The organism is Pantoea sp. WEP (assembly GCF_041678305.1).
GTDB lineage: Bacteria > Pseudomonadota > Gammaproteobacteria > Enterobacterales > Enterobacteriaceae > Pantoea > Pantoea dispersa.
In genome coordinates, this window is sequence record NZ_JBGNXB010000001.1 from 1,169,830 (window position 1) to 1,191,453 (window position 21,624).

General features: G+C 60.3%; 15 protein-coding genes. 14 read left to right on the plus strand and 1 reads right to left on the minus strand.

What is annotated here, in order from left to right; genetic code table 11:
• Positions 1 to 48 precede the first annotated feature (48 nt).
• Genes ABVR31_RS05335 through sseB form a run of 3 tightly spaced genes read left to right on the plus strand, consistent with a single transcriptional unit; the run spans position 49 to position 3,382 of the window.
• Positions 49 to 1,218, plus strand: a complete 1,170-nt coding sequence (locus ABVR31_RS05335) for an IscS subfamily cysteine desulfurase (protein ID WP_372772006.1) — start codon at positions 49 to 51, stop codon at positions 1,216 to 1,218.
• Between the two features lie 57 nt (positions 1,219 to 1,275).
• Positions 1,276 to 2,562, plus strand: coding sequence for an aminopeptidase PepB (gene pepB, locus ABVR31_RS05340; RefSeq protein WP_058758293.1), 1,287 nt, complete (start codon positions 1,276 to 1,278; stop codon positions 2,560 to 2,562).
• 52 nt (positions 2,563 to 2,614) lie between these two features.
• A complete protein-coding gene (gene sseB, locus ABVR31_RS05345; protein WP_058758294.1) occupies positions 2,615 to 3,382 on the plus strand; it encodes an enhanced serine sensitivity protein SseB in 768 nt (255 codons plus the stop codon).
• Positions 3,383 to 3,575: 193 nt separating this feature from the next.
• Here the strand turns inward: sseB and sseA are convergent, their stop codons facing one another.
• The gene (gene sseA / locus ABVR31_RS05350) at positions 3,576 to 4,415 is read right to left on the minus strand and encodes a 3-mercaptopyruvate sulfurtransferase (RefSeq protein ID WP_372772008.1); all 840 of its coding nucleotides are present in this window, start codon (positions 4,413 to 4,415) and stop codon (positions 3,576 to 3,578) included.
• 146 nt (positions 4,416 to 4,561) lie between these two features.
• Here sseA and ABVR31_RS05355 point away from each other — a divergent pair, with 146 nt between their 5' ends.
• From ABVR31_RS05355 to der, 11 genes are all read left to right on the plus strand, one after another.
• Positions 4,562 to 9,442: an alpha-2-macroglobulin gene (locus ABVR31_RS05355; RefSeq protein ID WP_372772010.1), complete on the plus strand. Its 4,881-nt coding sequence runs from the start codon at positions 4,562 to 4,564 to the stop codon at positions 9,440 to 9,442.
• 6 nt (positions 9,443 to 9,448) lie between these two features.
• Complete coding sequence (pbpC, locus tag ABVR31_RS05360; protein WP_372772012.1) at positions 9,449 to 11,767, plus strand: peptidoglycan glycosyltransferase PbpC; 2,319 nt, start codon at positions 9,449 to 9,451, stop codon at positions 11,765 to 11,767.
• Positions 11,768 to 11,936: 169 nt separating this feature from the next.
• Complete coding sequence (ndk, locus tag ABVR31_RS05365) at positions 11,937 to 12,368, plus strand: nucleoside-diphosphate kinase (protein ID WP_021506555.1); 432 nt, start codon at positions 11,937 to 11,939, stop codon at positions 12,366 to 12,368.
• Between the two features lie 187 nt (positions 12,369 to 12,555).
• Positions 12,556 to 13,725, plus strand: a complete 1,170-nt coding sequence (locus ABVR31_RS05370; protein ID WP_021506556.1) for a bifunctional tRNA (adenosine(37)-C2)-methyltransferase TrmG/ribosomal RNA large subunit methyltransferase RlmN — start codon at positions 12,556 to 12,558, stop codon at positions 13,723 to 13,725.
• Positions 13,726 to 13,800: 75 nt separating this feature from the next.
• Positions 13,801 to 14,535: a type IV pilus biogenesis/stability protein PilW gene (pilW, locus tag ABVR31_RS05375; RefSeq protein WP_372772014.1), complete on the plus strand. Its 735-nt coding sequence runs from the start codon at positions 13,801 to 13,803 to the stop codon at positions 14,533 to 14,535.
• A complete protein-coding gene (gene rodZ / locus ABVR31_RS05380; protein ID WP_150058768.1) occupies positions 14,525 to 15,547 on the plus strand; it encodes a cytoskeleton protein RodZ in 1,023 nt (340 codons plus the stop codon). The genes pilW and rodZ overlap by 11 nt, the downstream gene beginning before the upstream one ends.
• A gap of 38 nt (positions 15,548 to 15,585) precedes the next feature.
• Positions 15,586 to 16,707, plus strand: coding sequence for a flavodoxin-dependent (E)-4-hydroxy-3-methylbut-2-enyl-diphosphate synthase (gene ispG, locus ABVR31_RS05385; protein WP_021506559.1), 1,122 nt, complete (start codon positions 15,586 to 15,588; stop codon positions 16,705 to 16,707).
• Between the two features lie 105 nt (positions 16,708 to 16,812).
• The gene (gene hisS / locus ABVR31_RS05390) at positions 16,813 to 18,087 is read left to right on the plus strand and encodes a histidine--tRNA ligase (RefSeq protein ID WP_031279395.1); all 1,275 of its coding nucleotides are present in this window, start codon (positions 16,813 to 16,815) and stop codon (positions 18,085 to 18,087) included.
• A 39-nt stretch (positions 18,088 to 18,126) separates the two neighbouring features.
• A complete protein-coding gene (locus tag ABVR31_RS05395) occupies positions 18,127 to 18,744 on the plus strand; it encodes a YfgM family protein (protein WP_021506561.1) in 618 nt (205 codons plus the stop codon).
• Positions 18,745 to 18,763: 19 nt separating this feature from the next.
• Complete coding sequence (bamB, locus tag ABVR31_RS05400) at positions 18,764 to 19,945, plus strand: outer membrane protein assembly factor BamB (protein WP_372772018.1); 1,182 nt, start codon at positions 18,764 to 18,766, stop codon at positions 19,943 to 19,945.
• Between the two features lie 176 nt (positions 19,946 to 20,121).
• Positions 20,122 to 21,612 (plus strand): ribosome biogenesis GTPase Der, encoded by a 1,491-nt coding sequence (gene der, locus ABVR31_RS05405; protein WP_021506563.1) that lies wholly within the window; start codon positions 20,122 to 20,124, stop codon positions 21,610 to 21,612.
• Positions 21,613 to 21,624: the final 12 nt, after the last annotated feature.

The window sequence follows — 21,624 nt, forward strand, 5'->3', positions numbered from 1 at the left end:
GAATCGTGCTATAAAGACGTATGATTTTTTATACGGAGTTTTAGCGCAATGAAATTACCGATCTACCTGGATTACGCAGCGACAACGCCTGCGGATCCGCGTGTCGCCAGCAAAATGATGCAGTTCCTCACTTTGGATGGCACCTTCGGTAACCCCGCTTCCCGTTCCCACCGTTTTGGCTGGCAGGCTGAAGAGGCCGTTGACGTGGCGCGCAACCAGGTTGCCGAACTGATCAACGCCGATCCACGCGAAATCGTGTTTACCTCCGGTGCCACCGAGGCCGATAACCTGGCGCTCAAAGGCGCGGCGCAGCAGCATCAGTCGCGCGGTAAACACATCATCACCAGTCAGACCGAACATAAAGCGGTGCTCGACAGCTGTGCTCAGCTGGCGCGCGAAGGCTTTGAGGTCACCTTTCTGCAGCCTGGCGCGGACGGCATCGTCACGCCTGCGATGCTGGAAGCGGCACTGCGCGACGACACCGTGCTGGTGTCGCTGATGCACGTCAATAATGAAACCGGCGTGATTCAGGACATCGCCGCGCTGGGCGCGCTGTGTCACGCGCGCGACATCCTGTTCCACGTGGACGCCACGCAAAGCGTGGGCAAACTGCCGCTCGACGTCAGCGCGCTGCCGGTGGATTTGATGTCGTTCTCAGCGCACAAGCTGTACGGGCCGAAAGGCATCGGCGCGCTGTGGGTGCGGCGTAAACCAAAACTGCAGATCGACGCGCAGATGCACGGCGGCGGTCACGAGCGCGGCATGCGTTCGGGGACCTTGCCGGTGCACCAGATTGTCGGCATGGGCGAAGCCTATCGCATCGCGCGCGAAGAGATGGCGGACGAGAGTGCGCGTCTGGCTGCGCTGCGCCATCGTCTGTGGCAGGGCATCAGCACGCTAAGCGACGTACAGCTCAACGGTTCACTCGAACAGGGCGCGCCGAACATCCTCAATATCAGTTTTGCCCACGTCGATGGCGAATCGCTGATCATGGCGCTGAAAGATCTGGCGCTGTCGTCGGGATCCGCCTGTACTTCTGCCAGCCTTGAACCTTCCTACGTTCTGCGCGCCATGGGCGTGGATCAGCAGCTGGCTTACAGCTCGCTGCGCTTTTCGCTGGGTCGCTTTACCACGCAGGAAGAGATCGATTATGCCATCGGGGTGGTACATAAGGCGGTAACGCGCTTACGGGCGCTGACGCCGGCCACTTCCCGCTAAATTTTCGCCCTGCGCCGGTCAGTGCGCAGGGATAACAAACGCAAACGGAGCCACGCGATGACAACACAACCCATGACGATTACGCTCAGCTCCCAGGCCGCCGACGCGCGCTGGGGCGAGAAAGCCTTGCTGAGCAGCAATGAAAGTGGCATGACCGTTCACCTGACCGGTGCCGATGCGCTGATGAGCATTCAACGTGCCGGACGCAAGCTGGACGGTCAGGGCATTCGCCACGTCGCGCTGAGCGGCGAAGGCTGGGATCTGGAGAAATGCTGGGCGTTCTGGCAGGGTTTCCGCAGCCCGAAAGGCCAGCGTCAGGTCGAATGGCCGACGCTGAGTGAGGCCGATCAGGCCGAATTCGATCGGCGCCTGAAGATCGTTGACTGGGTGCGCGACACCATCAACCTGCCTGCGGAAGATTTGAGTCCGGAGCAGCTGGCGCACAGTGCCATCGATCTGATCAGCGAAGTAGGCGGTGATGCGGTGAGCTATCGCATCATCAAAGGTGAGGATCTGCGTGAGCAGGGCTATGCCGGAATTCATACCGTAGGCCGCGGCTCGACGCGTCCGCCGGTGCTGCTGACGCTGGACTTCAACCCCGGCGGCGACGACAGCACGCCGGTGTACGCCTGCCTGGTGGGCAAAGGCATCACCTTTGATACCGGTGGTTATAGCCTGAAGCAGAGCGCGTTCATGGATTCGATGAAATCCGACATGGGCGGCGCGGCAACGGTAACCGGTGCGCTGGCGCTGGCGATTGCGCGCGGCCTGGATAAGCGCGTGAAGCTGTTCTTGTGCTGCGCCGATAACATGGTCAGCGGCAACGCGTTCCGCCTCGGCGACATCATCCGCTATCGCAACGGGAAATCCGTTGAAGTGATGAACACCGACGCCGAAGGGCGTCTGGTACTGGCCGATGGACTGATCGACGCCAGCGAACAGCGTCCGCAGTTGCTGATTGATGCGGCGACACTGACCGGTGCCGCGAAAACCGCGCTGGGCAACGATTACCATGCACTGTTTACCTTTGACGACGTGCTGGCGGAGTCGCTGCTGGGCAGCGCCACCAGCGAGAATGAAGCTTTCTGGCGTCTGCCGCTGGCCGAATTCCACCGCAACCATCTGCCGTCCAACTTTGCCGATCTGAATAACATCGCCAGCGCGGCACATGCAGCGGGCGCCAGCAGCGCGGCAGCGTTTCTCTCGTGGTTCGTCAGCAACTATCAGCAGGGCTGGCTGCACATTGACTGCTCCGCGACCTATCGCAAAAGCGCGGTGGATCAGTGGTCTGCCGGTGCGACAGGCCTTGGCGTGCGTACCATTGCCAATCTGTTACTGAAATAATCCCGACAACGGCAGGCTGCAACCTGCCGTCTTTTTTGGAAGCCTATCCCTTATGAGTAACCGTCTTGAAGAGGTGCTGAAACTGGCAGCCACCGAGCCTGCGCACCGTCCGGAATTTTTTCAGCTATTGCTGGAGGCCGATGTCTGGGTGCCGGGCGAAAGTCCCGCAGAGCAGTTTGATGCCACCTCGCCGGTAGAATTACAGCACTGGGAGAAAGAGGGCGGCGGCAGCGTGATCCCTTTCTTTACCTCAGAAGCAGCAATGAGCGAAGCCATCCAGGGTGAGCAGCCGTATCTGCGTTTACCGACGCGCACGCTGTTTGAAATGACGCTGGGCGAAACGCTGTTCCTCAATCCAAAACTGCCGGCCGGCAAAGAGTTTTCACCCGGTGAGATCGCGCATCTGCTGGGCGAAGAGGGCAGTGCGCTGAGCCAGCAAACGGTGCTGGAGGGCGGTCATGCATTGCTGCTGTCCGAAGTGGCCGAGCCGCCAGCGCAGATGATCGATTCGCTGACCCAGCTGTTTGCGAAATACAAACAGGTGCGTCGCGCCTACGTTGCCAGCATTCGTGAGCGTGCCGATGAACAGGCGAATCTGTTGATTGGGATTGAAGCCGACAGCGATATTGATGCGATTATTCAGGCGGCCGGCAGCGTGGCGACCGATACGCTGCCCGATGACGCGCCGATTGATATCTGTGAAGTGGTCAGCAACGAGCAGGGTGTCAGCCATTTCTTCACCGCGCACATTACGCCGTTTTATGAGCGCCGCTGGGGCAGTTTCCTGCGCGATTTCAAAGGCAGCCAGCGGATTATTTAGTGCCGGTGTGCATCAGTGCGCCGGTAAATCGCACCGATGCTACCAGGTGCGCATAAATGCGCACCCTACACGTAGGGTCGCCGTTTACGGCGACCGGATAAATGTGTGTAACATCCGACAACGCGCACCTTACGGCGACCGGATAAATGTGCACAACATCCGACAACGCGCACCTTACGGCGACCTGATTCACTTATTTCTCAATCGGTAAATCGTCGCGGCTGCCCCATTCTCCCCACGAACCGTCGTACAGCGTCACGTCACGCACGCCCAGCGCGGTCAGCGCCAGAATCACCACCACCGCCGTCACACCGGAGCCGCAGCTGGCGACAATCGGCTGATCCAGCTTAATCCCTGCCTTTGCAAACAGATCGCGCAGCTCGGCGACCGGTTTCAGCTCACCGTTGGCCACCAGATCGTTCCACGGCATATTCAGGCTGTGCGGGATATGGCCGCGCAGCAGGCCGGGACGCGGCTCATCCACTTCGGCATTGAAACGGTTGGCCGCGCGCGCATCGACAATCTGCGCGCCGCCCTCGTGGCTGATCAGCAGCACATCGGTCAGGCGCTTTACCTGGCTGCTGTCATACTGCGCGTCAAACTCGCCTTCAGGCAGATTTACCGGACCGGTAGCCAGGCTGAAGCCAGCGGCTTTCCAGCCCTGCAGGCCGCCCGCCAGAATCGACACCTGTTCACAGCCAAAGGCGCGCAGCATCCACCAGGCGCGCGGCGCGGAAAACAGATTGCCTTCGTCGTACACCACCAGATGTTTATCCTGGCTGATGCCCAGCTCGCGCATCGCCACGGCAAAGGTCTCTGCGCGCGGCATCATATGCGGATACGGGCTGGTGTGATCGGACAGCGCTTCGATGTTGAAAAAAGGCGCATCCGGCAGATGCCCGGCCAGATACTCCGCCGTGATATCGCGCACCGCTTCCTGACCTGGCGGCAGCATGCGGGCATCCAGCACCTGCAAACGCTCTTCGTGGTAATGTTCATTCAACCAATCAGCGGACACAAACATGGCTGTCATAGCAACCTCTTCTCCATCAGCGGCAAAGGCCCAGTGTCCGGGAATGTGAAGGCTATCTCAAGGGTAACATTGCTAAAGTTGGCGGCTTGATGTGAAATTGCGCAGCACAACACGTTTAACCTTTTGGGGCTGGTGAGGGAATTACCATGGCAAGATGTGTAAAACGACTGCTGTTCAGCGTGCTGATCGGCGGCGCATTACTGGGCGGCGCGCAGCCGTCGTTGCAGGCGGCTGATACGCCTGCGCCGCAGGCCGCGACACGCGCTCTCGCGGTGATCGACCTTTCCGAGCTGCAGCTGGACGGCGCGGCGGCGCTGGTACTGACCTTTAACCGCGCGCTCGACGGTCAGCAGGATTTCAACCACTGGATCAGCCTCACCGACGACAGCAGCGGCAAGGTCGACGGAGGCTGGGAGCTGGCGCAGAACGGCAAAGTGCTGCGCTTCCGCCATCCGCAGCCGGCGCGCAAGCTCACCGTCACTGTCAATGCCGGCCTGAAGGCCGCGGATGGTGGTGCCTTAGCCAGCCCATTCAGCCAGACACTCACCACGCGCGACATCCAGCCGATGGTCGGTTTCGCCAGTCGTGGCTCGCTGCTGCCGCTGCGCCTGGCGCAGGGACTGCCGGTACTGGCGCTCAACGTTAACCAGATCGATGTTGATTTCTTCCGGGTGAAAAATGCCTCGCTGGCAGATTTTCTCGCCCAGTGGAATTACGGCAACAATTTGTCGTACTGGGAATCGCGCGATCTGCTGAAAAACGCCGATCTGGTTTACAGCGGCCGCTTCGATCTCAACCCGGCACGCAATACGCGGGAAAAAATGCAGCTGCCGCTCGGCGACGTCGCGGCGCTGAAACAGCCGGGTGTCTATCTGGCGGTGATGAAACAGGCCGGCACCTACAACTACACGCAACCGGCGACACTGTTCACCCTGAGCGACATTGGTCTGTCGCTGCACCGTTTTCCCACCCAGCTGGAACTGTTTACACAAAGCCTCGCCAGTGGCGATCCGCTGGCGGATGTCAGCGTGCAGCTACTGGATGAAAAAGGCCAACAGCTGGCGAGCGGCAGCAGCGACAGCGAGGGTCATCTGCGTTTAGCGGCTAACGCCAAAGGCAAGCTGCTGCTGGCGACCAGTAAAGGCCAGACTTCGCTCATCGACCTTAATCGCCCGGCCCTGGATCTGGCCGAATTCCCGATTGATGGCCCGCAAGGCTACGACAAACAGTTCTTCATTTTTGGCCCGCGCGATCTCTATCGCCCTGGCGAAACGGTCATCGTTAATGCGCTGCTGCGCGATGCCGATGGCAAACCACTGCCGCCGCAGCCGGTGAAAGCTGAAGTGGTGCAGCCGAATGGTGAAGTGGCACAAACCTTCGTCTGGCAGCCAGAGAACGGCGTTTATCAACAACGTTTTGCCTTACCGGCCTCGGCGATGACCGGTAAATGGACGCTGCGTATTAACAGCGGCGACAACCAGCCGCGCAGCTGGCCGTTCAATGTAGAAGATTTCCTGCCCGAACGGATGGCGCTGTCGCTTAAAAGCAACACTCAGCCACTGTCGCCAGATGCCGACGTCACCTTTGATGTTGAAGGTCGCTATTTGTATGGTGCGCCAGCGGCAGGCAACGAACTTCAAGGCCAGCTGTTCCTGCGTCCGGCGCGTGAAGCGGTCGCTGCGTTGCCAGGTTATCAGTTTGGCGACATCACTGAGGAACTGAAACGTAGCCTTGATGATGTGGATGAAAAGCTGGACGACAGCGGCAGGCTGCAGCTTAAGGTCGAAAGCAGCTGGGCGGAGAGCCACTCTCCGCTCAACCTGATTTTGCAGGCCAGCCTGCTGGAGACCGGCGGTCGTCCGGTAACGCGGCGTGCCACGCAAGCGATCTGGCCTGCGGCCGCACTGCCGGGCATTCGTCCGTTGTTTAACAGCGAATCGGTGTACGACTATCGCACCGATCGTTATAACGACGAGCCAACCGTACCGGAAAACAGCCTCGCCGAATTTGACGTGGTATACGCCAATGCGCAGGGCGAAAAGCTGGCGGCGCAGGATCTTGATGTGCGTTTGATCCACGAACGTCGCGACTACTTCTGGAGCTTCTCCGACAGCGAAGGCTGGCAGTCACGTTACGATGAAAAAGATCTGCAGGAAGAGCAGCAGCGCATCAGCATTGCGGCGGGCGGCAGCCAGAAAGTCAGCTTCCCGGTAGAGTGGGGCACCTATCGTCTTGAAGTGCATGCCGGTGACAACATCGTCAGCAGCGTGCGTTTCCAGGCTGGTTACTGGTGGCAGGACAACACCAACGGCACCGGCGCGCTGCGTCCGGATCAGGTCAAACTGAAGATCGACAAAGCCGCCTATCAACCCGGCGACACCGCGCGTGTCACGGTGGAATCCCCGGCGGCCGGCAAAGGCTATCTGCTGGTGGAGTCGAGCAGCGGCACCTTGTGGTGGCAACCGCTGGATGTGCCGGCGGGCGGCGCAACCATTGATGTGCCAGTCAGTGCGGAGTGGAAACGCCACGATCTGTATCTCAGCGCGATTGTGGTGCGCAACGGCGACAAAGCGAACGGCACCACGCCAAAACGCGCGGTCGGCTTGTTGCATCTGCCAATGGCAACCGCCGCGCGCCGCCTGACGCTGGCGCTTGAGGCACCGGACAGGATTCGGCCGGAACAAACCGTGCAAGTCAAGGTTAAAGCACGCCGCGAAGGCGGTGCGCTGCCGCAGCAGGTGCAGGTGTTGCTGTCGGCGGTTGACAGCGGCGTGCTGAGCATAACCGACTATGCCACCCCCGATCCGTGGAACGGCTTCTTTGGCCGCAAGCGCTACAACGCCGATCAGTATGACGTGTTCGGACAGTTGATTGAGGGCGGTGGCAAACTGGCGGCGCTGCGTTTTGGCGGTGACGGGGATGATGCCGATGCACTGTCACGCGGCGGTAAAAAGCCGGTCACCGAGGCGCAGATTGTGGCGCAGCAGCTGCAGCCGGTGACGCTGGATGCCAGCGGCGAGGGCACGCTGGAACTGCCGGTACCGGCCTTCAACGGCGAGCTGCGGCTGATGGCGCAGGTGTGGAGCGAAGACAGTTTCGGCGCGGCGGATCGTAAAATGGTGGTCGCCGCACCGCTGGTAAGCGAACTGGCGACGCCGCGCTTTCTTGCCAGCGGCGATCAATCAACACTGGCGCTGGATTTGACCAACCTCACCGATCAACCTCAAACGTTGAACGTCGCGGTTAACGCCAGCGGCTTGATTGCACTCAACGGCCAAATCCCGGCCAGGGTGCAGCTGGCGAAAGGGGCGCGTACCACGCTGGCGATTCCGATTAAAGCGCAGGACGGTTTTGGTGAGGGCGACGTGCAGGTGACCGTTTCGGGGCTGAGCCTGCCGAACGAGACGCTGGCACCGAGCGTGCGCCACTGGAAGATTGGCGTGCGTCCGGCTTATCCGGCGCAAACCCTGAGTTTCGATAACGTAATGAACAGCGGGCAGCGCTGGCAGGTGATGGCAAGCGCGTTCAACGGCCTGCAGGCTGGCACGCTGAGCGGCCAGCTGTCGCTGAGTTCTCAGCCGCCGCTGAATATCGCCAGCTACATCAGCCAGCTTTACGCTTATCCCTATGGCTGTCTGGAGCAGACCGCCAGCGGTATCTGGCCTTCACTTTTCACCAATCACGCCCAGCTCAGCGCGATGGGCATCAAAACCAGCAGCGATGAGGCGCGCCGCGTGGCAATCGACACCGGCATTGCGCGCCTGGCCGGCATGCAGCGCGGTAACGGCAGCTTTGGCCTGTGGAGCAAAGAGAGCAGCGAGGAGTTCTGGCTCACCGCTTACGTCACTGACTTCCTGCTGCGCGCCAGCGAAGCGGGCTACAGCGTGCCGGAGGGCGTGATTAATCGCGCCGACCAGCGCCTGCTGCGTTATTTGCAGGATCCGGCGCAAATCGAAACCAGCTGGAGTAGCGATACCGATGCGCTGCGTTTTAGCGTGCAGGCCTACGCAGGGCTGGTGCTGGCGCGTCAGCAGCAGGCGCCGCTCGGCGCGCTGCGGGCGCTGTATGACCAACGCGCCCAGGCGAAGTCCGGACTGGCGCTGGTGCAGCTTGGCGTAGCGCTGCAGCAGATGGGCGATACGCAGCGCGCGCAGCTGGCGCTGATGCAGGGCATCGCGCTGCAACGCCAGCCTGACATGTGGCTGGGCGATTACGGCAGTCCGTTGCGTGACCGCGCGCTGACCCTGGCGCTGCTGACGGAAAATCAGCTGCTGCCGGAGCAGCAGGGGCCATTGCTGATTGAACTGGCGCAAACGCTGCACGGGCAGCGCTGGTTCTCTACGCAGGAGAACAATGCGCTGTTCCTTGCCGCGCGGACGCTGCAGCAGCATCCGGGTGAAGCCTGGCAGGCCACACTGCAGGACCAGTCGCTGCGCAGCGATCGACCGCTGAGTCTCGGGCTGAGCGCGCAGCAGTTGCAGCAGGGCCTGACGGTGACCAGCGACACGCCGTCGCCGCTGTACGGTACGCTCAATGTGGTCGGCTATCCGCGCACCGCGCCGTCACCGGTCAGCAATGTGCTCAGCATCAGTCGCGAATACTTCACGCTGGACGGCAAACCGGCTGATCTCAATAACCTTAAGAGCGGTGAGCTGCTGGTGGTGCGGCTGAAGGTGGGTGCCAGTCAGCGCGTCAGCGATGCGCTGGTGGTGGATCTGCTGCCGGCCGGGCTGGAGCTGGAAAATCAAAACCTGAGCGACAGCAGCGCCAGCCTGGGCGACAGTGCCGATGCGCTGAAAGAGAGCATGATGGACATGCAGCAGGCCAACATTAAACATCTTGAGTTCCGCGACGACCGCTTTGTCGCCGCGCTGGCGCTGGATGGCTACACGCCCGGCACGCTGCTGTATCTGGCGCGCGCAGTGACGCCGGGCAGTTATCGTCTGCCGCCACCGCAGGTGGAGTCGATGTATGTGCCCGCGTGGCGCGCCATCGGCACCACGCCGGAAAAACTTCATGTGCGTTAAGCGCCCGTGACGCAGCGCCACCGACGCCTGTGCGGGCTGGCGCTGCTGCTACTGCTGCTGATGGGCGCAGTATGGCTGCTGGACCGGCTCGATCCGCTGCCGTTGCGCCAGTTACAGCCGGCGCGGGTGGTGGTGGCGGAAGATGGCACGCCGCTGTGGCGCTTTGCCGATCGACAGGGTGTGTGGCGCTATCCGGTGACGCTGGATGAGGTGTCACCGGCCTATATCGAGGCGCTGCTGGCCTACGAAGACCGCTGGTTCTGGCACCATCCCGGCATTAACCCGCTGGCGATAGTGCGCGCCGTCGGGCAAAACCTGCTGCAGCACGGCATTGTCTCTGGCGGCAGCACGCTGACCATGCAGGTGGCGCGGCTGATTGATCCGCAGCCGCGTACCCTGCGTGGCAAACTGGTGCAGGCGTGGCGTGCGCTGCAGCTGGAGTGGCATCTATCGAAGCGCGAGATCCTCACGCTGTATCTCAACCGCGCCCCGTTTGGTGGCACGGTTGAGGGCGTCGGCGCTGCCAGCTGGATGTGGCTGGGCAAACCGGCGTCGCAGCTTACCCGCGGCGAGGCGGCGCTGCTGGCGGTGCTGCCGCAGGCACCCAGCCGTTTGCGCCCGGACCGCTGGCCGCAGCGCGCTGAAGCTGCCCGCAATAAAGTGCTGGATCGCCTGGCGCAGTATCAGGTGTGGCCGGCGCAGACCGTCGCCGAAATCAAACAGGAGCCGGTATGGCTGCCGCCGCGCCAGCTGCCGCAGCTGGCACCGCTGCTGGCGCGCCGGCTGCTGTCGCTGTCGCCCGACAGCAAAATTACCTCCACGCTGGATGTGTCGCTGCAACGCGAACTGGAGAACCTCGCTGCGTCGCTGCAAACCCGGCTGCCGCCGCGCACCTCGCTGGCACTGCTGGTTATCGACCACAGCAGCATGAAGGTGCGCGGCTACGTCGGCTCGGTGTCTTTCAATGACGACAGCCGCTTTGGCCATGTGGATATGATTGCCAGCGTGCGTTCGCCGGGATCGCTGCTCAAGCCGTTTGTCTACGGCATGGCGCTGGATGATGGCCTGATTCATGGCGAATCGCTGCTGCAGGATGTGCCACGCCGCTTTGGCGACTATCGTCCCGGCAATTTCGACAGCGGCTTTCACGGTCCGGTCAGCGCCAGCGAAGCGCTGCAGCGTTCGCTCAATCTGCCGGCGGTGCAGCTGCTGGAGGCACTTGGAGCGAAAAACGTCGCCGCGCGGCTGCGCAACGTCGGCCTGAATCTGCGTTTTCCGGCGGGCGGTGAACCGAATCTGTCGCTGGTGCTGGGCGGCACCGGCGCGCGGCTGGACGACATTGTCGCCGCCTACAGCGCCTTTGCCCGCCACGGTAATGCTGCGCAGCTGCGCTGGCTGCCACAGCAGCCGCTGATGCAGCGCCCGTTACTGTCGCCCGGCGCGGCGTGGATTGTACGCCGCATCCTCGCCGGTGAGGCGCAGCCTGCCGCCAGCGGGGCGGTCGCCGATATCGTGCCGCTGGCGTGGAAAACCGGCACCAGCTACGGCTATCGCGACGCCTGGAGCGTTGGTATCACGCCACGCTATCTGATTGGCGTCTGGGTGGGCAGGCCGGATGCCACACCGGTTGCCGGCCAGTTCGGTTACGCGTCGGCGGTGCCGGTGATGCAGCAGGTTAATCACCTGCTGGCGGGACACCTGCCGGCGCGCGGCGTGCCCGGCGATCCGCGCCCGGCGACGGTCAGCGCCGTCAGTATCTGCTGGCCCGGCGGCCAGCCGTTGCCCGCCGGCGACGAGAACTGCCGGCAGCGGCGTTACAGCTGGGTGCTGAATCAGACCGTGCCGCCAACGCTGCTGGCGCCGGGGCAGGAGGGCGTCAATGGCTTACGCCAGCGCTTCTGGCAAAACAGCAAAGGGCTGCGCGTGGCGGCGGATTGTCCGGATGCGCAAAGCCGGGAACGCGTGATGTGGCCGCTGCCGCTCGAGCCATGGCTGCCACCGGGCGAACGGCGGGCGCAGCGCCTGCCGCCAGTGGATGCGACCTGTCCGCCGCTGAATCAGGGGGACAGCGCGCCGCTGCTGGTGACCGGCGTGATCAATGGCCAGCGCGTGCAGCCGCTGCCCGGTAAGGTCGTATTGCTGCTGCCGGTGGCGGTGCAGGGCGGGCAGGGTACGCAGCGCTGGTGGTTTTTAAACGGGCAGCCGGTGGAGCTTGCTGCGGGAAAAAACAGCGCCTCGCTGGTGCTGCGCGAGCCCGGTCGTTATCAGCTGGTGGTGATGGATGAGGCCGGGCAGCTGGCTTCGGTGTCCTTCACGCGTGGCTAAACGCAGCGCTATGGCATATTTTTTGCGTGTTTGCCCCGACAGAAATCAATTATTTTCAATAATTCCTCTCTTCACTCATAGGCAAGGCGCGCCGATCTCCCTATAATCGGCGCGTTTTCTTACCGGGAGCGGGTTCCCGGTTTCTTCAGGATGCTAATCAGAGGTAATCATGGCAATCGAACGCACTTTCTCCATCATCAAACCAAACGCCGTCGCTAAGAACGTGATTGGTGCTATCTACAACCGTTTCGAAAGCGCTGGCTTTAAAATCGTTGGTGCGAAAATGCTGCACCTGACCAAAGAGCAGGCTGAAGGCTTCTACGCGGAGCACAAAGGTCGTCCGTTCTTTGATGGTCTGGTTGAGTTCATGACTTCTGGCCCGGTTGTGGTATCTGTTCTGGAAGGCGAAAACGCTATCCAGCGTCACCGCGATCTGATGGGTGCAACTAACCCGGACAACGCGCTGGCCGGTACGCTGCGTGCTGACTACGCAGACAGCTTCACCGAAAACGCCACCCACGGTTCTGACTCTGCAGAATCTGCGGCACGCGAAATCGCTTACTTCTTCGCAGAAAACGAAGTCTGCCCACGTACCCGCTAAGTGCGCGGTAGCGGATGCGGACAGGCGTCTTTACACCTTGTAACCGGTGGCTAAGACGTTCCCCTGGCATCACGCAGCAGATGTAGTACAATTATGCGCCCTTGTTGAGCCTGGCTCAGCGAGGGCGCTGTTTTTTTCCTATTCTTAACCAGAGCCGTAACGTGTAACAACGAGGCCAGAGAACATTATGTCCGAACAGATTGTGACGCCATCGTCCGCTTCCCCCGTGGTTGTTTCCCCGAAAAACGAAAAAATTAACCTGCTGGATCTTAACCGTCAGCAGATGCGCGAATTCTTTGTTGAGATGGGCGAAAAACCGTTCCGTGCCGATCAGGTCATGAAGTGGATGTACCACTACTGCTGCGATGATTTCGAGCAGATGACAGACATCAATAAAGTGCTGCGTGGCAAGCTGATGCAGCGCGCTGAAATTCGTGCGCCGGAAGTGGCGGAAGAGATGCGCTCCAGCGATGGCACCATTAAGTGGGCGATTCGCGTCGGCGATCAGCTGGTGGAAACCGTGTATATCCCGGAAGCCGACCGCGCCACGCTGTGCGTCTCCTCGCAGGTAGGCTGTGCGCTGGAGTGTAAATTCTGTTCGACCGCGCAGCAGGGCTTTAACCGTAACCTGCGCGTGTCTGAAATCATCGGTCAGGTATGGCGCGCGGCAAAAATTATCGGTGCCGCTAAAGTGACCGGCCAGCGTCCGATCACCAACGTGGTCATGATGGGCATGGGCGAGCCGCTGCTCAACCTTACCAACGTGGTGCCGGCGATGGAGATCATGCTGGATGACTTCGGTTTCGGCCTCTCCAAACGTCGCGTGACGCTGTCGACCTCGGGCGTAGTGCCGGCGCTGGACAAGCTCGGCGATATGATCGACGTGGCGCTGGCGATTTCGCTGCACGCACCGAATGACACCATCCGCGATGACATCGTGCCAATCAACAAAAAGTACAACATCGAAGCCTTCCTGGCGGCGGTGAAGCGCTACATTGGCAAATCCAACGCTAATCAGGGCCGCGTGACGATTGAGTACGTGATGCTGGATCACGTCAACGACAGCACCGAACATGCGCATGAGCTGGCGGCGCTGCTGAAAGAGACGCCGTGCAAGATCAACCTGATTCCGTGGAACCCCTTCCCGGGCGCGCCGTATGGCCGCAGCTCGAACAGCCGTATTGACCGCTTCTCCAAAGTGCTGATGGAGTACGGTTTCACTACCATCGTGCGTAAAACGCGCGGCGACGACATTGATGCCGCCTGTGGTCAGCTGGCCGGCGATGTTATCGACCGCACCAAGCGTACGCTGCGTAAAAAAATGGCCGGTGAAGCCATCTCTGTGAAGGCGCTCTGAAAGATCGCGCCCGCTGCTACGCATCGGGCGTCAGGCATGGCAGTCTCTGCGCTGAACTGACAGGGAGAGACTGAGATGCGTAAAGGATTACCCGCCGCGCTGCTGGCCGGCTTTGTTGTAACCGGGTGTGTCGAAGCACCGGCGCGGCACGGAGCGGCCGATATCCGGCTGCAGCTGGGATTGCACTATTTGTCGGTGAAGGATTATGCCGCGGCGCAGCGCAATTTGCTGCGCGCGCAGCAGGCCGCGCCGCGCGATTACCGGGTGCCGCTGGCGCTTGCGCGCGTCGCGCAGGCACAGCAGAATAACGCCCGGACGCGCCATTACTACCAGCGCGCGCAGCAGTTAGCGCCGCTGAATGGTTATGTGGCTAACAATTACGGTGCGTTTCTCTGCGGTTTGAGGCAGTATGACGAAGCGCATCAACAGTTTAAGCTGGCAACTGAAGCGCAGCACAGCGACGCCGCTCAGGATGCCCTGCTGTTTTCGGGCTATTGTTACCTGCAGGCGGGAGAGGATCGCGCCGCGCGCCAGCAGTTCGATCTCGCGCTGGATGCCGCACCGGAGCAGGGCAGTATGCTGCTGACGGAAGTGGAACGACGGCTTGAACAGCAGCAGTGGGCTTCAGTGCCGCTGCTTTTAGAAGTTTACCATCAGCATTTGCCGGCAACGGCAGAGAGTCTGGGGTTACAGATACGTTTCGCCGCGCAACAGGGAAACGCTGCTGACGTTACACGTTATGGCGACCGGTTGGCGCGAAGTTTTCCACAATCGATACAGTACCAGCGTTATTTAGCTAATGAATACTGAAGCCACTCAAGAGAATTCTGCAGTACATTCCACAGGTGAACGCCTGCGTCTGGCCCGTGAGCAGATGGGGCTGACCCAGCAAAACGTCGCTGAGCGCCTGTGCCTGAAACTTTCTACCGTGCGTGATATTGAAGAGGATAAATCCCCGGCGGATTTGGCCTCGACCTTCCTGCGCGGCTATATTCGCTCTTATGCGCGTCTGGTGCATGTACCTGAAGATGACCTGCTGCCGATGATGGCGAAGCAGGCTCCGGTGCGTGCGGCGAAAATTGAGCCGATGCAGAGCTTCTCACTGGGTAAGCGTCGTAAAAAGCGTGACGGCTGGTTGATGATCTTCACCTGGCTGGTGATTTTCGTGGTGGTCGGCCTGACCGGCGCCTGGTGGTGGCAGAACCATAAAGCCTCGCAGGCGGATCTGGTGTCGATGGCTGACCAGAACGGCAGCAGCAGCGACAACAGCCAGTCGATTCCGCTGGGTGACAACAGCACGGACAGCACTACCGACAGCGATACTAACGCGGCCGGTACGCCGATCGACACCGGTGCCGGTGCGGTCAGCACGCCAGACAACGCTGGCAGTACCAGCAGTGCGCCAGCAGCGACCAGCAGCAACACGGCAACCAGCAGCGACAACGCGGTGGTGTCTCCGAGCCAGGCGCCGATTGACAACGCACCGCCAGCGGCCACCTCACCGGCGCCGGCCAACAGCGTGCCGGCAGGCTCAATGCCAACCGGTACCGCTGCCGTCAGCCAGCCCGCGGGCGATCCTAACGCAGTGGTGATGAACTTCAAAGCTGACTGTTGGCTGGAAGTCACCGATGCGACCGGTAAGAAGCTGTTCAGCGGATTGCAACGTAGCGGCGGTAAACTCAGCCTGTCCGGCACCGCTCCGTATCGTCTGAAAATTGGCGCTCCGGGTGCGGTTGACGTGCAATATCAGAATCAGCCCGTTGATTTAAGTCGTTTTATCCGTAATAACCAGGTTGCCCGTCTGACGCTGGGTGCGCAATAACGCGCAGCGCGCTTTCCGGGTAATTGTGGAGAGAGAATATGCATAACGAAGCACCCATTATCCGTCGCAAATCTACACGTATTTACGTCGGCAAGGTGCCGGTTGGCGATGGCGCGCCTATCGCCGTTCAGTCAATGACCAACACCCGTACCACGGACGTCGAAGCCACGGTGAATCAGATCCGTCAGCTGGAGCGCGTCGGCGTGGATATCGTGCGTGTGTCCGTGCCTACCATGGATGCGGCGGAAGCCTTCAAACTGATTAAGCAGCAGGTCAACGTGCCGCTGGTAGCGGACATTCACTTTGACTACCGCATCGCTCTGAAAGTGGCCGAGTACGGCGTCGATTGCCTGCGCATTAACCCGGGCAACATCGGTAACAACGAGCGTATTCGCCAGGTAGTGGACTGCGCCCGTGACCACAATATTCCGATCCGTATCGGCGTTAACGCCGGTTCGCTGGAAAAAGATCTGCAGGAAAAATACGGTGAGCCAACGCCGCAGGCGCTGCTCGAATCCGCGATGCGTCATGTTGATCACCTCGATCGCCTCAACTTTGACCAGTTCAAAGTGAGCGTCAAAGCCTCCGATGTGTTCCTGGCGGTGGAATCTTACCGTCTGCTGGCAAAAGCCATTGATCAGCCATTGCACCTTGGCATCACCGAAGCCGGTGGCGCGCGTGCGGGAGCGGTGAAATCAGCGATCGGCCTTGGTCTGCTGCTGGCGGAAGGGATTGGCGATACGCTGCGCATTTCGCTGGCCGCCGACCCGGTTGAAGAGGTCAAAGTCGGCTACGACATCCTGAAATCACTGCGCATCCGCTCACGCGGCATCAACTTCATCGCCTGCCCGACCTGTTCGCGCCAGGAGTTTGACGTCATTGGCACGGTGAACGCGCTGGAAGAGCGGCTGGAAGACATCATCACGCCGATGGACGTCTCGATCATTGGCTGCGTGGTGAACGGTCCCGGCGAAGCCACGGTCTCGACGCTCGGCGTCACCGGCGGCAACAAGAAGAGCGGTTTCTACGAAGATGGCGTGCGCCAGCGCGATCGCCTCGACAACAATGACATGATCGATCAGCTGGAAGCGCGCATCCGTGCAAAAGCCACCATGCTGGACGAGAGCCGTCGCATCAACGTGCAGCAGCTGGAAAAATAAAGGACGGTGTGCGCCCGGCGCACGCCAGTTGTGATTGAACCTGTGCGGTTTCATCCTCATAAGGTATGATGCCGGACAGGTTTTTTTGTATTAAGAGATTTTAACGTGGCGAAGAATATTCAAGCGATTCGCGGGATGAACGATTACCTGCCGGCAGATACCGCCATCTGGCAGCGTATTGAGGGCACCCTGAAGCAGGTGCTGGCCAGCTACGGCTACAGTGAAATCCGTCTGCCAATCGTCGAGCAAACCCCACTGTTCAGCCGCGCGATCGGTGAAGTCACCGACGTGGTTGAAAAAGAGATGTACACCTTTGAAGACCGCAACGGCGAGAGCCTGACGCTGCGTCCGGAAGGCACCGCAGGCTGCGTGCGCGCCGGTATCGAACATGGTCTGCTGTACAATCAGGAGCAGCGCCTGTGGTACATCGGTCCGATGTTCCGCTACGAGCGTCCGCAGAAGGGGCGCTATCGCCAGTTCCACCAGATGGGTGTCGAAGTGTTTGGCCTGCAGGGGCCGGACGTGGACGCCGAGCTGATCATGCTGACCCATCGCTGGTGGAAAGCGCTGGGTATTGCTGACCACGTTGAGCTGGAGCTGAACTCCATCGGTTCACTGGACGCGCGCGCCAACTACCGCAGCGCGCTGGTGGCCTTCCTCGAACAGCATAAAGAGGTGCTGGACGAAGATTGCAAACGCCGCATGTATACCAATCCGCTGCGCGTGCTGGACAGCAAAAATCCGGATATTCAGACGCTGCTTAACGACGCGCCGACGCTGGGTGAATTCCTCGACGAGGAGTCACGTGAACACTTCAGCGGCCTGTGCGCGCTGCTCGACGATGCCGGCATCAAATACCGCATCAATCAGCGCCTGGTACGCGGCCTCGACTACTACAACCGCACCGTGTTCGAATGGGTGACCAGCAGCCTCGGCTCGCAGGGCACCGTGTGCGGCGGCGGTCGCTATGATGGTCTGGTGGAGCAACTGGGCGGCCGCGCGACGCCGGCGGTCGGTTTTGCCATGGGGCTCGAGCGTCTGGTGCTGCTGGTGCAGGCGGTGAATCCGGAATTTGAACCGACGCGCATTGTTGATGTCTATGTTATCGCTTCGGGGCAGGGCGTGCAGTCCGCCGCGATGCAACTGGCGGAAAAACTGCGTGATGCCGACCCGGCGCTGAAGCTGATGACCAACTTCGGCGGCGGTAACTTCAAAAAGCAGTTTGCCCGTGCAGACAAGTGGGGCGCACGCATTGCGCTGGTGCTGGGCGAAGACGAAGTGAAAGCGGGCCAGGTGGTGATTAAAGACCTGCGCACCGGCGATCAGCAGACGCTGGCGCAGAGCGACGCCGCCGCGACGCTGCACACGCTGCTGCAGTAAGCGCAGCACTGCAACAGGCATTTTAAGGAGAGGGATTGCGTGGAAGTTTACAGCAACGAAAACGAACAGGTTGATGCGCTGCGTCGCTTCTTTGCCAATAATGGCAAAGCACTGGCGGTCGGGGTTATCGTCGGTATCGCTGCACTGGGTGGCTGGCGTTTCTGGAGCAGCCATCAGGAAGGAGCGGACAAAGCCGCGTCGGCGCAGTATCAGCAGCTGACCAGCGCCATGCAGGCAGACAAGCCGCAGACGCTGGAAGCGGTCGCCAGCTTCGCCAGCGAGAACAACAACACCTACGGTGCGCTGGCCGCGCTGGATCTGGCTAAACAGTACGTTGCCGCCAATCAGTTAGACAAAGCCATCACGCTGTTACAGAGCGGGCTGAAAGACACCAAAGATGCCAATCTGCAGGCGGTGATCAACCTGCGTCTGGCACGCATTCAACTGCAGCAAAATCAGGCCGATGCCGCCCTTACTACCCTGAACAATGTAAAGGGTGATGGCTGGACAGCCATTGTGGCGGACATTCGTGGCGAAGCACTGCTGAGCAAAGGCGATAAGCAGGGCGCCCGCGATGCCTGGAGCAAAGGTGCGGAATCGCAGGCTTCTCCTGCGCTGAAGCAGATGCTGCAGATGAAGATGAATAACTTAAGTTAAGCCAGTCAAGAGAGCGCACATGGAATTACGTAAATACCTGCTGCCAGGGCTGATGTCAGTCACTCTGCTCAGCGGTTGCTCGCTGTTCAGCGGCGAAGAAGATGTAGTGAAAATGGCCCCGCTGCCGAAGGTTGAAAACCAGTTCACGCCGGAAACCGCGTGGAGCACCTCGGTCGGTGACGGCGTGGGTGATTTCTACTCCAATCTGCATCCCGCCTGGCAGGACGGCACCGTGTATGCCGCCGACCGCTTCGGTATCGTGAAAGCGCTCGACGCCAGCAACGGCAAAGAGAAGTGGAAAGTGAACCTCTCTGAGAAGACCGGCTTCTTCTCGAAAAACATTTCGGCACTGCTGTCTGGCGGTATCACGGCCAATGGCGATCGCCTTTACATCGGTAGCGAGCGGGGGCAGGTATTTGCCCTGAACAGCAGCGACGGCAGCATTGCCTGGCAGACCAAAGTGGCTGGTGAAGCACTGTCGCGTCCGGTGGTGAGCGATGGTCTGGTGCTGATTCACACCAGCAACGGTATGCTGCAGGGGCTCGATCAGAGCAGCGGCGCGGTGAAATGGAGCGTGAATCTGGATATGCCAGCGCTGTCGCTGCGCGGTGAATCGGCGCCGGCAGTAGCGTTCGGCGGCGCGATTGTTGGCGGCGATAACGGCCGCGTCAGCGCGGTGATCATGAACCAGGGCCAGCTGATCTGGCAGCAGCGTATCTCCCAGCCAAGCGGCGCAACTGAGATTGATCGTCTTAACGATGTCGACACCACGCCGGTGATCGTCAATGGCGTGGTTTATGCGCTGGCCTACAACGGTAACCTGACGGCGCTGGATCTGCGTTCCGGTCAGATTCTGTGGAAGCGTGAAATCGGCGGCGTCAAAGATCTGATCGTCGATGCCGGTCGCATCTATCTGGTGGATCAGGATGACCGCGTGATTGCGCTCAACGCCGATGGCGGCGTGGCGATCTGGCGTCAGAGCGATCTGCTGCACCGTAACCTGACGTCTCCGGTGCTGTTCAACGGTTACCTGGTGGTCGCCGATAGCGAAGGCTACGTGCACTGGATCAACACCCTGGACGGCCGCTTTGTGGCGCAGCAGAAACTGGACAGCGAGGGCTTCCAGACCGAGCCAGTCGTGGCCGGTGACAAGCTGCTGATCCAGGCGAAAGGCGGTGAGGTCTACGCCATCACCCGTTAAGGCGATGGCCCGACGGGCAGCGTTTCGCACGCATTGATACGGCTCCTGATTCGTCAGGGGCCGTTCTGTTTTTAGTCAGGCATGATATTCTTGGCGCCTGCGGCCTGAACCTGACGGCAAATGCCGTTATAATCACGCCATTCGGGCGATTTATTTTTAAAACTGAGGCAAGTGTTATGGTACCTGTGGTCGCGCTGGTTGGGCGTCCCAATGTGGGGAAATCCACGCTGTTTAACCGCTTAACGCGCACACGTGATGCGTTAGTGGCCGATTTCCCTGGACTGACTCGCGATCGCAAATATGGTCGCGCCGAAGTGGAAGGGCGCGAATTTATTGTTATCGATACCGGCGGTATTGATGGCACCGAGGAAGGCGTGGAAAACCGCATGGCGGAGCAGTCGCTGCTGGCGATTGAAGAGGCCGATGTGGTGCTGTTTTTAGTTGATGCGCGTGCTGGCGTCATGCCGGCGGATCAGCAGATCGCCAATCATCTGCGTTCGCGCGATAAAGCGACGTTCCTCGTTGCCAACAAAACTGATGGTCTCGATCCGGATGCTGCGGTGCTGGACTTCTACGCGCTCGGCCTGGGTGAGATTCACCCGATTGCCGCGTCGCACGGTCGTGGCGTCACCAGCCTGCTGGAAACCGCGCTGCTGCCGTGGATGGATGATATCGCGCCGCGGGAAGTCAGCGAAGAGGACGAAAACGAAGCCTACTGGGCCGCGTTAGCCGCCGAAGAGAACGGTGAAGCGCTGGAGGAAGAAGAGGAAGAAGCCTTCGATCCGACCGGTCTGCCGATCAAACTGGCGATTGTCGGGCGTCCGAACGTAGGTAAGTCAACGCTCACCAACCGTATCCTCGGTGAAGACCGTGTAGTGGTGTACGACATGCCGGGCACCACGCGCGACAGCATCTACATTCCGATGGAGCGTGATGACCGCGAGTACATTCTGATTGATACCGCGGGCGTGCGTAAGCGCGGCAAAATCACTGATACGGTGGAAAAATTCTCCGTCATCAAAACGCTGCAGGCGATTGAAGATGCCAACGTGGTGATGCTGGTGATTGACGCGCGTGCGGGCATTTCCGATCAGGACCTGTCGCTGCTCGGCTTTATCCTGAATAGTGGGCGCTCACTGGTGATTGTGGTCAACAAGTGGGATGGCCTGTCGCAGGAGATTAAAGATGAAGTGAAAGAGACGCTGGACTTCCGTCTCGGCTTTATCGACTTCGCGCGCGTGCACTTTATCTCGGCACTGCACGGCAGCGGTGTGGGCAACCTGTTTGAATCCGTGACCGAAGCGTACGACTGCTCGACCAAGCGCGTAAATACCTCCATGCTGACGCGTATCATGAACATGGCTGCTGACGACCATCAGCCGCCTCTGGTGCGTGGCCGTCGCGTGAAACTCAAATACGCGCATGCCGGTGGTTATAACCCGCCGATTGTGGTGATTCACGGTAATCAGGTGAAGGATCTGCCGGATTCCTACAAGCGTTACCTGATGAACTACTTCCGCCGCTCGCTGAACGTGATGGGAACGCCGATTCGCATCCAGTTTAAAGAGGGCGATAACCCGTATGCGGGCAAACGTAACCTGCTGACGCCAACCCAGCAGCGTAAGCGTAAGCGTCTGATATCGCATCTGAAGAAAAACAAACGCTAAACATGATGAGGG